General features: G+C 62.2%; 14 protein-coding genes. 8 read left to right on the plus strand and 6 right to left on the minus strand.

Translation table 11 applies throughout. The annotated features are described in order from the left end of the window. Window positions 1-51: 51 nt before the first annotated feature. The 6 genes from NKJ26_RS12180 to NKJ26_RS12205 all read right to left on the minus strand — a co-directional run bounded on the left by NKJ26_RS12180 (window position 52) and on the right by NKJ26_RS12205 (window position 6,822). On the minus strand, window positions 52-438 hold the full coding sequence (locus tag NKJ26_RS12180) for a hypothetical protein (protein WP_352695420.1): 387 nt from the start codon (window positions 436-438) through the stop codon (window positions 52-54). Between the two features lie 255 nt (window positions 439-693). Continuing rightward, complete coding sequence (locus NKJ26_RS12185) at window positions 694-1,185, minus strand: sarcosine oxidase subunit gamma (protein WP_352695421.1); 492 nt, start codon at window positions 1,183-1,185, stop codon at window positions 694-696. After that, window positions 1,178-4,132, minus strand: a complete 2,955-nt coding sequence (locus tag NKJ26_RS12190; protein ID WP_352695422.1) for a sarcosine oxidase subunit alpha family protein — start codon at window positions 4,130-4,132, stop codon at window positions 1,178-1,180. The genes NKJ26_RS12185 and NKJ26_RS12190 overlap by 8 nt, the downstream gene beginning before the upstream one ends. Next, window positions 4,129-4,395 carry a sarcosine oxidase subunit delta gene (locus NKJ26_RS12195; RefSeq protein ID WP_352695423.1) on the minus strand — a complete coding sequence of 89 codons (267 nt, stop codon included), beginning with the start codon at window positions 4,393-4,395 and terminating at the stop codon, window positions 4,129-4,131. The genes NKJ26_RS12190 and NKJ26_RS12195 overlap by 4 nt, the downstream gene beginning before the upstream one ends. Window positions 4,396-4,406: 11 nt before the next feature. Further along, window positions 4,407-5,663: a sarcosine oxidase subunit beta family protein gene (locus NKJ26_RS12200; protein ID WP_352695424.1), complete on the minus strand. Its 1,257-nt coding sequence runs from the start codon at window positions 5,661-5,663 to the stop codon at window positions 4,407-4,409. A 10-nt stretch (window positions 5,664-5,673) separates the two neighbouring features. Continuing rightward, entirely contained in the window at window positions 5,674-6,822 is a 1,149-nt protein-coding gene (locus NKJ26_RS12205; protein WP_352695425.1) for a M24 family metallopeptidase, read from the minus strand. Between the two features lie 341 nt (window positions 6,823-7,163). Here NKJ26_RS12205 and ehuB point away from each other — a divergent pair, with 341 nt between their 5' ends. The 8 genes from ehuB to NKJ26_RS12245 all read left to right on the plus strand — a co-directional run bounded on the left by ehuB (window position 7,164) and on the right by NKJ26_RS12245 (window position 15,012). After that, on the plus strand, window positions 7,164-8,033 hold the full coding sequence (gene ehuB / locus NKJ26_RS12210; protein ID WP_352695426.1) for an ectoine/hydroxyectoine ABC transporter substrate-binding protein EhuB: 870 nt from the start codon (window positions 7,164-7,166) through the stop codon (window positions 8,031-8,033). A 50-nt stretch (window positions 8,034-8,083) separates the two neighbouring features. Further along, entirely contained in the window at window positions 8,084-8,812 is a 729-nt protein-coding gene (gene ehuC / locus NKJ26_RS12215) for an ectoine/hydroxyectoine ABC transporter permease subunit EhuC (protein WP_352695427.1), read from the plus strand. Beyond that, complete coding sequence (gene ehuD / locus NKJ26_RS12220; RefSeq protein WP_027024348.1) at window positions 8,809-9,468, plus strand: ectoine/hydroxyectoine ABC transporter permease subunit EhuD; 660 nt, start codon at window positions 8,809-8,811, stop codon at window positions 9,466-9,468. The genes ehuC and ehuD overlap by 4 nt, the downstream gene beginning before the upstream one ends. Beyond that, window positions 9,465-10,244, plus strand: coding sequence for an ectoine/hydroxyectoine ABC transporter ATP-binding protein EhuA (gene ehuA, locus NKJ26_RS12225; RefSeq protein WP_352695428.1), 780 nt, complete (start codon window positions 9,465-9,467; stop codon window positions 10,242-10,244). Before ehuD ends, ehuA begins: the two co-directional genes overlap by 4 nt. Beyond that, entirely contained in the window at window positions 10,241-10,963 is a 723-nt protein-coding gene (locus NKJ26_RS12230) for a GntR family transcriptional regulator (protein WP_352695429.1), read from the plus strand. The genes ehuA and NKJ26_RS12230 overlap by 4 nt, the downstream gene beginning before the upstream one ends. Before the next feature lie 286 nt (window positions 10,964-11,249). Continuing rightward, complete coding sequence (locus NKJ26_RS12235; protein WP_352695430.1) at window positions 11,250-12,176, plus strand: ArsR/SmtB family transcription factor; 927 nt, start codon at window positions 11,250-11,252, stop codon at window positions 12,174-12,176. 183 nt (window positions 12,177-12,359) lie between these two features. Then, window positions 12,360-13,871, plus strand: coding sequence for an arabinosylfuranosidase ArfA (gene arfA / locus NKJ26_RS12240; protein ID WP_352695431.1), 1,512 nt, complete (start codon window positions 12,360-12,362; stop codon window positions 13,869-13,871). Window positions 13,872-13,920: 49 nt separating this feature from the next. Beyond that, complete coding sequence (locus NKJ26_RS12245; RefSeq protein ID WP_352695432.1) at window positions 13,921-15,012, plus strand: ABC transporter ATP-binding protein; 1,092 nt, start codon at window positions 13,921-13,923, stop codon at window positions 15,010-15,012. Window position 15,013: the final 1 nt, after the last annotated feature.

A 15,013-nucleotide genomic window follows, 5' to 3' on the forward strand; every position in this document is an offset into this window, starting at 1 on the left:
TTGTTGCGTCACGGCGGATCCGGACAGAAGGCTCGCCGCCCGGATTGCCGATCAAGTTGTCGTCTGGATGATCAGCGTCAAGGTTCCATCGCCGTCGATGTTGGCGGCCACGACCTGCGAGGAGTTGAGCCCGTGCGCCGCCAGTGCCAATGTTGCCTCCGGCGAAGCGTCGATCGAATGTTGCAGGCGAAGCAAGTCCTCAGCCTTGGTCTCGGTGATCACGGCATCCGCCTGCGCCTTGATCTCGGCAGGCAAATCCTCGACCGCGACGATCGCCACGTTGGTGAAATTCTGGCCGGTCAAACTTTGATCGGGTGCACTTTGGCCGGGCGCGCTTTGGTCGGGCGTGGGCACGGCAGGGGAAACCGTCGATTGCGCGAAAGCCGGCAAGGCCAGCGCCAAACCAGAGCAGACGGCGAATACCATCGACATGCGCATGATCGTTCCTTTCGTTTTGCTTGAGGAGGACCAGCTTGGTGACGATACAACCATCGTCGCTGACTATAGTTCCAGCCACTCCAGCTACGGTCGGCGAACCTGCACCGAATTTCGTCGGGAGCGGCCGCATCCAGATACCATCGATCGGATGTCGGCCGGAACGAAGCTTCCGGGCTGGGGTCTTCTCGCGGTCTCCAGCACTTGTGATGGTTTCCTGTTCCGTCAACGTCGACCGCTTGAAGCAGCAGCCTGCCCTTATTCGCCGGCAATCCAATCGGAGAGGCTGCGGGCGAAGCTTCGCGGCACGACGAGATCGCATGCCGTGTCGCGGGTACGCAGGAAGAGTACCGGCACATGGTGGAGAGATGTCAGCACGGCGCGGCCTGGAGCGGCGGTCGGCGCGTGCCAGTCGACGGCGATACAGGCTGAGAGAATTCCGGCTATGTCGGTCCCGGCCAGGCTGAACCGCACGCGACCTTCGCCGAGCGGAACCGAGCAGCCGAGATTCGGATCGATGGCAAGCGACGGCGCTTGCGTAACGTCGTCGAGTACCAGCCACAGGCGGCGAGGCGCAACGCGGATGACGAGGAGGCCGTTGTGATGAACCGTCTCTCCGACGGAAGCGGGAAGTCTTGTGCCGAGCGACGCTGAGAGGCTCGCTTCGAATTGCCTCAGCGTGCCGTCCCAGCCCTCTACCTGGATGAGCGGGCAATCGGCGACGGACAGGCTGAAATCCGAGCTAGCCATGCAGACGCTCTCCTTGCGGATCGAGGAATACCGGCGAGACGATGCGGGCGCGCACCGTTTCACCCTTCATCGGATAGACGGCCACGATCTCGCTTCCTTCCGCCGCGACATCGCCGGCAAGCAGCGCCAGCCCGACATAGTGACCGCGTTCGGGACTGAAGGTGACGGAGGTGATACGCCCGCGGCCGTGGCCGAATGCTTTCTCGCCCGGCAGGAACAGGATGGCGCCGCCGCGCAGGCGCTTTCCGTCCTCGATGCATTCCAATCCGACCAGGCGCTGCCTGTCAGGTGCCAGAAGGGCAGGGCGGCGGCGCAGCACATCTCCGACGAAGCCGCTGCGGTTGCCGGCCATGCGGCCGAGGCCGAGATCGTCGAGCGTGGTGCGCCCATCGATTTCAGGCCCTGCGACATGGCCCTTCTCGACGCGCAGCGCCCCAAGCGCCTCGACGCCGTAGGGCTTCAGGCCAAACGGCCCGCCGGCTTCGAGCAAGTGGCTCCAGAGTTGTGCGCCGGCAGTTGCGCCGACATAGATTTCATAGGCGCGTTCACCGGAATAGCTGAGGCGCAGGATGCGCAGCGCGCGGCCTTTCCATTGGCTTTCGAGCAATCCCATGTGCGGCAGCGCTTCGTTGGAAACGTCGAGCGACGGCAATGCCGCCGCCAGGATGGCGCGGCTGTTCGGCCCGGCGACCGACATCGCCGCCCACTCGTCGCTCACCGAGGTGACGGCCACGCGCAATTCCGGCCAGGCGGTGTCGAGCAGGAATTCCAGCCGCGACAGCATTTCGGCGGCCTTGGCTGTCGAAGTGGTCATGAAGAAACGCTTTTCCGCCAGCCGCGTCGTGGTGCCGTCGTCGAGAACGATGCCGTCGTCGCGCAGCATGACGCCGTAGCGGGCGCGGCCGACCGGAAGTTTGGCAAAGCCATTGGCATAGACGCGGTCCAGGAAAGTCGCCGCATCGGGGCCCTGGACGTCGATCTTGCCCAGCGTGGAGATGTCCATCAGGCCTGCGGCCTGCCGCACATTGCGCATTTCGGCGACATAGGCTTTGTTCACATCGGCCCCGGACTGCCTGTAGAACCAGGGCCGCATCCAGAGCCCGACCTCCAGCATGTCGGCGCCGTTCGCCAGGTGCCAATCATGTATCGGCGTGCGGCGGAACGGCTTGAAGTGATGGCCGGTGGCACGTCCGGCAAGCGCACCGATGGCGACCGGCGTGAAGGGCGGGCGAAATGTCGTGGTGCCGGTCTCGGGGACCGTTGTAGCGCGCAGCGCGGCCATTGCGGACAGTGCGGGGAAATTGCTGGTCTTGCCCTGGTCCGTGCCCATGCCGAGCGTGGTGTAGCGCTTCAGGTGCTCGACCGATTCATAGCCTTCGCGATGAGCGAGTTCGATGTCGTTCGTCGTCACGTCCATCTGGAAATCGACAAAGGCCTTTCCATGTTTGACGGGCGGCACTTCGCGCAGCGGAGCCGAGATGGTCTCGCTCAGATCGAGCTTCGATGAAGCCGGCACCGCCACCGACCTGCCGCAGAAGGCCGCCGCTTCGATGCCGGCGCGGTGACCGCTCTCGATGGCATCGGCGGTCGCGTAGATTCCCATCATCGCGCCGGTGCCGAACCGGTCGGCTGGAAACGTGCCCGGCACAAAGCCGTCGATGTCTTGGCGATATCGAGGCTTGACGCCGAGATGCGAGGTGAGGTGCACGGTCGGCGACCAGCCGCCGGATACGCAGACCAGATCGCAGGTGGCCTCGAACTGGCCGTCCGGTCCGCTCAGCGTTGCGCTTTTGACGACATGGCTGCCGTGCAAATCGACAATGCGGGTTCCGGCCCGCACAGCGACTCCGAGGCGTGCGGCTTCGGCGACAAGTGCCGCGGGCGCGGCGGCACGCAGGTCCGCTACGGTCACCTCGGCGCCAGCATCGGCAAGATCGAAGGCGGTGCGCCAGGCACCGTCATTGGTGGCGGCGACGATGGCTCTTTTGCCCGGCAGAACGGCGAAGCGGTTGAGATAGATCCGGGCAGCAGAGGCGAGCATGACGCCGGGCCGATCGTTGTTTCGAAACACGATTGGACGCTCGATGGCGCCGGTTGCGAAAATGATCGAGCGGGCGCGAAGCATGGTGACTGTCTGCCGGGCTTCGCCGGCCGACCGCGGGCTGGCTTGCACGCGTTGTTCGACCAAGCCAATGACATTGCCGTCATAGATGCCGAAGACGCTGGTCCGCTTCATCAGCGCGACGGTTTCGAAGCTCTTCAGCTCGGCTTCTGTCCGGTTCAACCACGCGGCTGCCGTGCTCTCCGATCGCTCCGCCAACAATTGGCCGCCGAAAAGGAAATCCTGCTCGACGAGCGCGATCCGCGCCCCTGCCGCTGCGGCGGCGCGCGCCGCGGATAATCCCGCCGGACCGCCGCCGATGATGGCCACATCGGCGAAGGCGTGCCGAATTTCGTAGCGATCTGGATCCGGCTCGGTTCCAGCTCTGCCCAAGCCGGCCGCTCTGCGGATGAAATGCTCGTAAAACATCCAGGCACGCCGCGTCGGGCCCATGAAGGTCTTGTAGTAGAAGCCGGCCGAAAGGAACGGTGCAAACAGCCCGTTGATGCTTTGCACATCGAAGGCGAGCGACGGCCAGCGGTTCTGGCTTTCCGCGACCGTGCCGCCACCCAGTTCCAGCGTCGTCGCCGACAGGTTCGGCTCGCGCCTGCCGCCGGTCCCGAGCGTGACCAGCGCGTTCGGCTCCTCCGGCCCGGCAGAGAGAATGCCGCGCGGGCGATGATATTTGAAGCTGCGCCCGACCAGGGTGACGCCGTTGGCGAGCAGCGCGGCGGAAAGCGTGTCGCCGCGATATCCCGCGAGCTTGCGGCCGTCGAAGCTGAATTCGATGGGATCAGAGCGGTTGATGCGCCCGCCCGCTGCCAGCCGCTTGTTCTGGGCGTTCATGCTTGCGATGTCCTGGCGAGGGCGACCGAAGAAATGAGGTGGTTGCGCGTATCGCGCTCGACCACGAGCCACTGGCGGCAGCCGATCACGTGCTGCCAAAACTCGCGGTGCAGGCCGGCAGGGTTTTTCCGAACATAGACATAGGCATACCAGGCCTCCGGATCGGGATCGTCATGGGCCGGACGCCTGACGGAAGCATCGCCGCCATAGCGGAACTCGTCATGGTCGCGCGGACCGCAGCAGGGACATTCGATGCGAAGCATTGCTTCCGCTCCTATTGCAGCCAGGCCGAGGGGCCGACGCCGGCCTCGTCCAGCGTGCGGCCGGTGCGGAAACGATCGAGCCCATAGGCCGCGATCAAGGGATGCGGCTTGCCGGTCGCGATCGTGTGGGCGAAGCACCAGCCGGAAGCCGGCGTCGCCTTGAAGCCGCCATAGCACCAGCCTCCGTTGAGATAGAGGCCGTCGACCGGTGTCGGGCAGATGATCGGGCTGGCATCGGGCGTCATGTCCATGACGCCGCCCCAATGACGCAGCAGGCGGATGCGCGAGATGCACGGCATCAACGCGATCGCCGCCTCAGCCACTTCGCGCACGACACCGAGATTGCCGCGCTGGGCGTAGGAATTGTAGCCGTCGAGATTGCCGCCGAACACCAGCCCACCCTTGTCCGACTGACTGACGTAGAAATGGTCGGCGCCATAGGCGACGACATGGTCGACCAGCGGCTTCAGCGGTTCGGTGACGAAGGCCTGCAGGACGTGGCTTTCGATGGGCAGCTCGAGGCCGGCCTTGGCGCCGAGAACGGACGTGTGGCCGGCAACCGCAAGGCCGATCTTGCCGGCGCCGATCCGGCCTTTCGTCGTTTCGACGCCAACGATCCTGTCGCCGTCGCGGATAAAGCCGGTCACCTCGCAGTTCTGGATGATGTCGACACCATGGCCATCGGCCGCGCGCGCATAGCCCCAGGCCACGGCGTCGTGGCGTGCCGTGCCGGCGCGGCCCTGGAAGATGGCGCCATGGATCGGAAAGCGAGCCGTGTCGGAGAAGTCGAGATAGGGCACCAATCGGCGCACCTCGTCACGGTCGAGGATATCGGCATCGATGCCGTTCAGCCGCATGACGTTGGCGCGGTGACTGAAGCTGTCGAGCTGATCGGCCGAATGCGCCGTGACGAGCTGCCCGCGCTGCGAGAACATGACATTGAAGTTCAGCGCCTTCGACATGCCCTCCCAAAGCTTCATCGAGAATTCGTAAAACTGGGTGTTGCCGTCGAGCAGGTAGTTGGAGCGGATGACAGTGGTGTTGCGGCCCACATTGCCGCCGCCGATATAGCCTTTTTCGAGCACGGCGACATTGCGGATGCCGTGGTTCTCGGCGAGGTAGAAAGCGGTGGCGAGGCCGTGTCCGCCGCCGCCGATGACGATCACGTCATAGGATGGCTTGGGCTCCGCCGCCCGCCAGGCGCGCTGCCAGTTCTTCTGGCCGGACAGCGCATTGCGGAAAATCTGGAATGCCGAGTAGCGCGCCATGCAGGCCGGCCTATCGAACGATTGCGCCGGCCGAAGTGCGGGTCAGCACTTCGGCGCCCGCATCGGTCAAGAGCACGGTGTTGGAGACGAAGTCGTCGCCGCGGCCGGTGCCCATCAGCCAGGAGAGGATATGAAAGCTCATCCCGGTCTCGATATCGAGATCGGAATCGTGCCGCAGCCCGGTCACCGAATTGCCGCCGGTCCACGATGGCGGCTGGCCGACGCCGACCAGATAGCCGCAGTGATGGCGGCGATAATGGGAAAGGCCGGCCTCGTCGGCGACGGCTTGCCAGGCGGCGTAGACATCGCGCGCCTTGGCCCCGGGCCGCAGCGCCTTGACGACAGCGTCGAACGCCTTGGCGGTCACTTGCGCCATCGCGGCGTCTTCGTCGCTGATGTGGCCAATGCGGACGAGCCGGCCGAGCGGCGCATGATAGCGCGAGATGCAGCCGGACAGCTCGACGAAGACCGGCTCGCCCTTGCGATAGACGCTATCGCCCCAGGTCGTATGCTCCTCGCCAAGCCGTGCGGCCGGGCGGATGAACGGGCCGAAGCCCGGCGCATGGCCGCCGGCGCGGATCATCGCAGAAACACAGTGAGCGGCGACCTCCTGTTCGGCGGCGCCGTCCGAGATCGCCGCGATCGCGGCCCCGGCGGCGGCGTCGGTCACCTTGGCGGCCCGCCGCATCAGGGCTTGTTCCTCGGCGCTCTTCACCCGCCGCATCCTGTCGACCAGACCGGAGACGTCGCTCCATCTGCCATCCGCCTGTGCCTGAAGCGCCACGGCAAGCCCGTGGCTGAGGCCGGCCGTCCAGTATTCGAGGCCGATCCGCTTGCCGGACAGGCCGAGTTCCGCCAGCACCCGTGCGGCAAGATCGGCCGCCGTTTCGCTGTCGGAATGGCCGCGGAAATCCGCTGCCTTCACCTGTTTTTCGATGGTCACCCTTTCCATTGAGCGGGTGACCAAAACGGGCTTGCCTTCGAGCGGGACGATCAGCAGGTGAGGCGCGAAATATCCCCAGTGATCCAGCCCGGTCAGGTAAAAGACGTTCTCCGGCGAAGCGAAGACCGCGGCGTCGAGTTCGCGCTCGGCCAGTGCGGTGCGGATCCTTGCGAGACGGCCGGCGATTTCGGGTTCGGAAAAGGGATTGCGCTCCATCAGGCGTCCTCATGCTTGCTGCTGTTGATGCGTGCCTTCGCCGGCAGGCACCGCGCGTATTCCGCTTGCGCGGATGTTTTGAAGCCGCCTGCGCCCGTCACTGGAAACCCTGCTTTCCGGCCATGCAGTTGCCCAACTCGCAATAGGAAAAGTGCCCAAATTGTGCACAACTCGACAGCAGCTTGCCTTAGATTTTCGAAATATCGTCGGATTTTTCAGGTTTCTACATCTCGCCTTGCGTAATGTCTAGGGTAGTTGTATACGTCTTAGCAAGCGGGCATCGATCTCGAAGAAGGCCGTGCCCCGGGAACCCTTCATCAGTTGTTCAATGGGAGAAAAGCATGCTCAAATCATCGATATCGCGCCGTATGGCCGTTAAGGCGGCCGCATGTCTTGCACTTGCCGCCACGTCGCTCATGTCCGTGGCCGCACACGCGGAAACCACCCTCGAGCGGGCCAAGAAGGATGGATACATCCGTGTCGGCTTCGCCAACGAGGCGCCGTTCGGTTACGCCACGCCTGACGGCAAGCTGACCGGCGAGGCGCCGGAAGTCGCCAAGGCGGTGCTCGCCAGGATGGGCATCCCGCAGGTCGACGGCGTATTGACCGAATTCGGCTCGCTCATCCCGGGTCTCAAGGCCGGTCGCTTCGACATCATCGCCGCAGGCATGTTCATCACTCCCAAGCGCTGCGCCGAGATCAACTACTCCGAGCCTTCTTACGGCATCGGCGAGGCCCTGCTGGTAGCAAAGGGCAATCCGAAGGCGGTGAAGGACTTTTCGAGCTTCAAGGACAATCCCGACCTCAAGCTCGCCGTGATGGCCGGCGCGGTCGAGGGCGGGTTTGCCAAGGATGCTGGTGTCGCGGCAGGGCAGGTCGTCTCGTTGCCGGACCAGTCCAGCCTGGTCGCGGCCGTCCAGTCCGGCCGCGCCGACGCCGCCGCGCTGACAGCGCTGTCGATCGCCGACATGGCCAAAAAGGCTGACGGCGTCGAATCGACGAAGCCGTTCGGCGAGGTCGGCGGCAAGTCGGTGAAAGGCCATGGCGGCTTCGGCTTCCGCAAGGAAGACACCGATCTGCAGGAGGCCTTCAACGCCGAGCTGAAGAAATTCCTCGGCTCGCCCGAGCACATCGCCCTGGTCGAGCCGCTCGGCTTCGGCAAGGACTACCTGCCGAACAAGACCACCGCCGAGCTCTGCGCCGGCAAATAGGTCCCAACTGCTGGGCGGCGCGAAGGCGCCACCCTTTTTTGGAGAAGCAGATGGGTATCGGCACGCTTGTTGCGATGCTAGCGGCTGCGCTCGCCATCATCGGTATCCTGGCGACACAGGCAAGCTACAGCCTGTTTCTGCCGGGCCTGCTGCAAGGCGTGGTGTTGACCGTTCAGATCGCCGTTCTTGGCAGCCTGCTCGCGGTCATCATGGGCGTGCTTGCCGCGCTCGCCCGGCTTTATGGTCCGGCGCCGCTCCGATGGCTGGCCACGATCTATGTCGAGATCTTCCGTGGCACCTCGGCGCTGGTGCAACTGTTCTGGTTGTTTTTCGTACTGCCGCAATTCGGCGTCACGTTCGACGCGTTTCTGGTGGCCGTCGTGGCGCTCGGCCTGAACGTCGGCGCCTACGGATCGGAGGTGGTACGCGGCGCAATCCTGTCGGTCGCCCGCGGCCAGTGGGAGGCATGCACGGCATTGAATATGAGCCGAGCCCAGATGCTGCGCCGGATCATCCTGCCGCAGGCTTTCGTCGCCATGATCCCGCCCTGGGGCAACCTCTTCATCGAACTCCTCAAATCGACCTCGCTGGTCTCGCTGATCACGCTCTCTGACCTCGCCTTCAAGGCGCAGCAGATGAACCAGAATACGTTCAAGACCATTCCGATCTTTACGCTCGTGCTCCTTATGTATCTCGCCATGTCGCTGGTTCTCACCATCGGCATGCGGCTGCTCGAAAGACGCGCGTCGGCCGGCCTGGCGCGGGGGAGGGCGGCATGATCTGGGACTGGAGCTTCACCCTCGAAATCCTGCCGGTGCTGGCGCAGGCGGCAATCGTTTCGGTCGAGGCGACGCTGATCGGCTTCGTGCTCGCCGCGACCCTCGGCCTGGTGCTGGCGGTGGTGCGGATCGCCGTGCCGCGAACCGGCTGGACGATTTCGGTGCTGGTCGAACTGATCCGTTCGACACCGCTGCTCATCCAGATCTTTTTCATCTACTTCGTCTTTCCGAAATTCGGCGTCGTGCTCGATGCCTTCACCGCAGGCGTGCTTGCCATCGGCATCCACTACGCCGCCTATTGTTCCGAGGTCTATCGTGCCGGCTTCGACAACATCCATCGCGGCCAGTGGGAAGCCGCGATCGCGCTCAATTTGTCGGCATGGACGACGTTTCGCGACATCATCATCCCGCAGGCGATCCCGCCGATCGTTCCGGCGCTCGGCAACTATCTCGTCGCCTTGTTCAAGGAGACGCCATTGCTCTCCGCGATCGCCGTGATGGAACTGATGCAGACGGCGAAGATCATCGGCTCCGAAACCTTCCGATACACCGAGCCGATCACGCTGGTCGGTCTGTTCTTTCTTGCCATGAGCCTGGTTTCGGCCGCGCTCATCCGGGCTCTCGAACGCTTGCTCAACCGGAGGACCACTCGATGATCGAACAACCGATGGTCCGTTTCGAGAACGTCTCGAAACGCTACGGTGCGCTGACCGTTCTCGACGGGCTCAATCTCGAAATCGCGCGCGGCGAAAAGGTCTCCGTCATCGGCCCATCCGGTTCCGGCAAGACGACGGTACTGCGCATGCTGATGACGCTGGAGACGATCAACGACGGCGTCATCTGGGTCGAGGGCGAACCGCTGACCCACATGAAGAAGAACGGCACGCTCGTTCCCGCCGACCTCGCGCATATCCGCCGCATCAGGGCGAAGATCGGCATGGTCTTCCAATCCTTCAACCTCTTCCCGCACATGACGGCGATGGCGAATTGCATCGAGGCGCCGATGACGGTGCTTGGCATGAAGCGGGCGGATGCAGAGGCGCGGGCGGCGGAACTCCTGGAACTGGTGGGACTGGCCCAGAAGAAGGATCATTATCCGTCGCAGCTGTCCGGTGGCCAGCAGCAGCGTGTGGCTATCGCCAGGGCGTTGGCCATGCGGCCCAAAATCATGCTGTTCGACGAGGTGACCTCGGCGCTCGACCCCGAGCTTGTCGGCGAAGTGCTGCAGGTGATAAGGCAGATCGGGCGTGAGCACGATCTGACGATGCTGATGGTCACCCATCAGATGGGCTTCGCCAAGGAGTTTTCCGATCGCGTTTGCTTCTTCTACCAAGGCAAGATCTGCGAGCAAGGGCCGCCAAGCGAATTGTTCGGGGCACCCAAGAATGAGCGGACGCGGCAATTCCTGCATGCTGTCCTGGAGGCTGGATGACGCTTGAGACGGATGCCGCGCCGATAGTCGTGACCCCGCGCCCGCTCTCGGCGCGGGAGCGGTTCGAGCGCATCTACCGGATCTTGCGCGATCGCATCTGCCTGCTGGACTACGCCCCGGGAAGCCGTCTCTCCGAGGAAGAACTGGCCCAGGAATTCCAGATCAGCCGAACCCCGGTCAGGCGCGTGCTGGCGCGTCTCGAATCAGAGGGGCTTGTCCAATCCGTCCATGGCGTCGGCACGATCGTCACCGACGTCGATATCGAGGAATTGCAACAGGTCTATCACCTCAGGCTGGAATTGGCGCTGCTCGTAGGCAAGCTTTCACCGATCCCGCGCACTGCGGAGGATCTCGATCGGATCAGAACACTCATCGCGCGCTGTAGTTCCGATATGCTCAATCCGGACCAGCGTGCGTTCCTTCGCCTCAACATGGATTTCTTCTACGAACTCACTGCCATGACCGGCAACCAGCCGCTGCGCGAGATCAGCGAGCGTCTGTATTTTCAGGTCGCGCGGGTCGTGCTGAAGATGATGCCGCAGCTCGGCCTTGTCGAAGAATTCACCGCCTTCCGCCGCGAAATGGAGGAAGTGCTTGCCGCTGCGGAGATCGGGGACTTGGAATCGATCGGCCATATAAGGCGCGCGCACATCTCGATGAGCTTTCGCCGCATGATGCGTCACACAGGCGAGGCCGGCGGTCTCGACAACGGCACATAATCATATCCGGCCAGGGCGGACGCACATCCACCGAGATTGGCGGCGGTATCGAAACTACTGATGTCCGATCGCGCCCTGCGAGCGGAGCTTGTGCGCAACGTCTGCGGAGTGTCGCGCTTCGGTCCTTTCGATACCGACAGGCCTGGCCGCCGACAGCTGATCGAAACCAGCGTGACCTGCCGCTGATCAATAAATTGATGCGGGCTGAGCCCGCGCATTGATTAAATCAAATATCTCGATATACAAGATAATTTCGGATATAGATTTCGGATAGACCGGCAAATCCATGAGTCGCAATTTTCTGGTGATCGAACCTGAGGAAGGCATTGCCGTCCTCAAGGGACTAGCCTCTTCGGCACGCATTTCCATGCTCAAGCTGCTGCATGAGAAAGGGCCGATGAATGTTAACGACATTGCTGCCGTGCTGTCGCTGCCGCAATCGACGGTGTCGACCAATATCCAGGTGCTGGAGGATGCAGGACTGATCCGCACCGAGAACCAGAAGGCGAAGAAGGGCAGCCAGAAGATCTGTTATCCGACCGCAGAGGAAGTGCTCGTGGTCTTCAAGAGCGAATATCGTGCGCTCAAGAACAATGCCATCGAAGTGTCGATGCCGATCGGGCTTTACACCGGTTTCGAGGTGACGGCGCCCTGCGGTCTCTGTTCGCCGGACGGCATCATTGGTCTGCTCGATGTGCCGAACACTTTCCTCGATCCGGATCGTATGAAAGCTGGGCTGTTGTGGTTCACGCGCGGTTTTGTCGAATACCAGTTTCCCAACAATGCCAAGCTAGCCAATGCCGAGATCACCGAACTCGAAGTGGCGGTAGAGCTGTCCTCTGAAGTGCCAGGCACGAGCGCCGACTGGCCCTCCGACATCACGCTGACGATCAATGGCTTCGATGTCGGCACCTGGACGTCACCTGGAGATTTCGGCGACAAGCGCGGCGTCTTCACACCGTCCTGGTGGAAGCTCAAGGGCTCCCAATATGGCAAGCTGAAGAATTGGCGGATTTCTACCGACGGCACCTATGTCGACGGCGTCAGGATTTCTGAAACCAGCCTCGCCGCGCTGGACCTCAAAAGCCATCATTCAATCCGCGTCCGCATCGGCGTCAAGGATGACGCCAAGCGTCCTGGCGGGATCAATATTTTCGGCAAGGGGTTTGGAAATTATGACCAGGACATCCTGCTGAGGATCAAAACAGGATGATATCCTAAATCCGGGTTTAAAAAATAGGGCAGCAATTTCAATGCTCTATTATTCCCGGATATTCAGATCATCGGTCAATTGTCAGACTTTTGGCTATTGCGACTTGACGGACGGCATTCAATTCCGTTTAGTATCGGGCAAGGTGATTTAAATCATCATTTGCGATACGCAGGGAGGAAATGCATGAGGGCGGCCGTTACGGCACATCCACGCTATGTCGTCTCGGAAATCGATCCGAGGCTGTATGGGTCCTTTATAGAGCATCTGGGGCGCGCGGTTTACACCGGCATCTATGAGCCCGGCCATCCGACGTCGGATGCCAATGGCATGCGCCAGGACGTCATCGACCTCGTCAAGGAACTTAACGTTCCGATCGTCCGCTATCCAGGCGGCAATTTCGTGTCCGCTTACAATTGGGAAGACGGCGTCGGGCCCAAGGAAGAGCGCCCGGTGCGCCTCGACCTCGCCTGGCACACGTCGGAAAGCAACGAGGTCGGTCTGCATGAATTCGCCGACTGGTGCGCCGCCGCCAACACCGAAATGATGCTTGCCGTCAATCTCGGCTCGCGTGGCCTCGACGAAGCCCGCAACTTTCTGGAATACACCAATCATTCCGGCGGCAGCGAGTGGAGCGACAAACGTATCGCCAACGGCCGCAAGGAGCCGTTCGACGTCAAGCTCTGGTGCCTCGGCAACGAAATGGACGGCCCCTGGCAGATCGGCCACAAGACCGCCGACGAGTATGGCCGCCTGGCCCACGAGACCGCCAAGGCCATGCGCGCCTTCTCCAAATCGCTGGAACTCGTGGTCTGCGGCTCTTCGAATGCCAAGATGCCGACCTATCCTGAATGGGAAGCGACCGTTCTCGACCACACCTACAATGAGGTCGATTACATCTCGCTGCACATGTATTTCGACAATGAGGCCAATGACGCACCCAATTACCTTGCGATGAGCGAGAAGCTCGACGACTACATCGTCTCGGTCGCCGGCGTCATCGACTATATCAAGGCCAAGAAGCGCTCCAACAAGCAGGTCTACATCTCGTTCGACGAATGGAATGTCTGGTACCATTCCAAGGAGCAGGACAAGAGAATCCTTGGCGGCAATGACGGCTGGCCCTTCGCGCCGCCGCTGCTCGAGGACATCTACAATTTCGAGGACGTGCTACAGGTCGGCCTGATCCTCAACACCTTCATCCGTCGTTCCAACGTGGTCAAGATCGCTTGCCTGGCGCAACTGGTAAACGTCATCGCGCCGATCATGACCGTTCCGAATGGCCCGGCATGGCGTCAGACGATCTTCTATCCCTATCTCTATGCCTCGACCTACGGCCGCGGCAATGCGCTGGATCTCAAGGTGGAAAGCCCGACCTACAAATCCAGCGTTGCGGGCGACGTTTCTTATGTCGACGTCGCCGGCGTGCATGACACGCAAACCGGCCACGTCACCTTCTTCGCCGTCAACCGTCACGCGAGCGCGGCGATCGAAACCGTGATCGATATCACCGGCTTCGGCGTGGCTGAAATCGTTGATCATCAGGTGATGGTGCATGCCGATCTGAAAGCCGTCAATTCGGCCGAGACTCCCGGCAATGTCGGCCCCAGGAAAGGTGAGGGCGCTTCGGTGGCCGGCGGCAATCTGACCCTGTCGTTGCCAGCCTATTCCTACCAGATGATACGCCTGAAGCTCTGACCTCGAGCGTGTCGTCGAAAAGCTGCATGCGCTGAGGAGGAGCGTCGAGGTGACGGCTGATATCGAAATCAGGAATGTGAGCAAGCAGTTCGGTGCCATGTCGGTGCTGGACGACCTGTCGCTCTCTATCAAGGCCCGCGAATTCATCGTGTTCCTTGGACCGTCCGGCTGCGGGAAGTCGACGCTTTTGCGAATGATCGCAGGCCTCGAAACTATTGATAGCGGTGAGATCGCAATCAACAACCAGCGCATCGATCATCTGCCGCCCGGCAAGCGTGGCATTGCCATGGTATTCCAGTCCTATGCGCTCTATCCGCATATGACCGTGCGCAACAACATGGCCTTCGGGCTTGAGAATGTCGGCATGTCACGCGAGGTTATTGACGGGCGGATCAACGAAGCCGCCCGCATCCTCGAAATGCCGCACTTGCTCGAGCGCAAGCCGGGTCAGCTCTCCGGCGGCCAGCGCCAGCGCGTCGCCATCGGTCGTGCGATCGTCAAGGAGCCGAAGGCCTTCCTGTTCGACGAGCCGCTCTCCAATCTCGACGCGGCTTTGCGCACCCGGACCCGCATCGAGCTTGCCCAGCTTCACCAGCGCCTGCAATCGACAATGATTTTCGTCACCCACGACCAGGTCGAGGCGATGACGCTCGCCGACCGCATCGTGGTCATGAACAATCGCAAGATCGAGCAGATCGGCTCTCCCATGGAGATTTACGAACGCCCCGCGACCAAATTCGTCGCAGGCTTCGTAGGCGCACCGGCGATGAACTTTGTCGATGCGACGCTCGACAGATCGGGCGAAAACGCCACGGCCAAATTAGCGGACGGCATTTTGGTGGGGACCGAGATCGCCTCCAGCCAATTGAGCGACGGCAGTTACACCTTGGGCATCCGTTCGGAAGACGTCCGCATCGTTCCGGCCGGACAGGGCAATGCCGACGGCCTCGTCGATGTGCTCGAGCGGCTCGGCGAGCGTACCTTGATCTATGCGCGGCTGGGCAATGGCCAGCAGATCGTCGGCTCCGATGCCGGCAACAGCCGCGTCGCGATCGGCGACAAGGTCGGGCTCGTCTTGGACGGCCAGAAATCACATCTGTTCAGCGAGAACGGCCGCGCCTGGCACGCGAGGGAGGCTTGAT

Origin of the sequence: Mesorhizobium sp. M0152, from assembly GCF_040322415.1 — a bacterium.
Classification (GTDB): Bacteria; Pseudomonadota; Alphaproteobacteria; order Rhizobiales; family Rhizobiaceae; genus Mesorhizobium.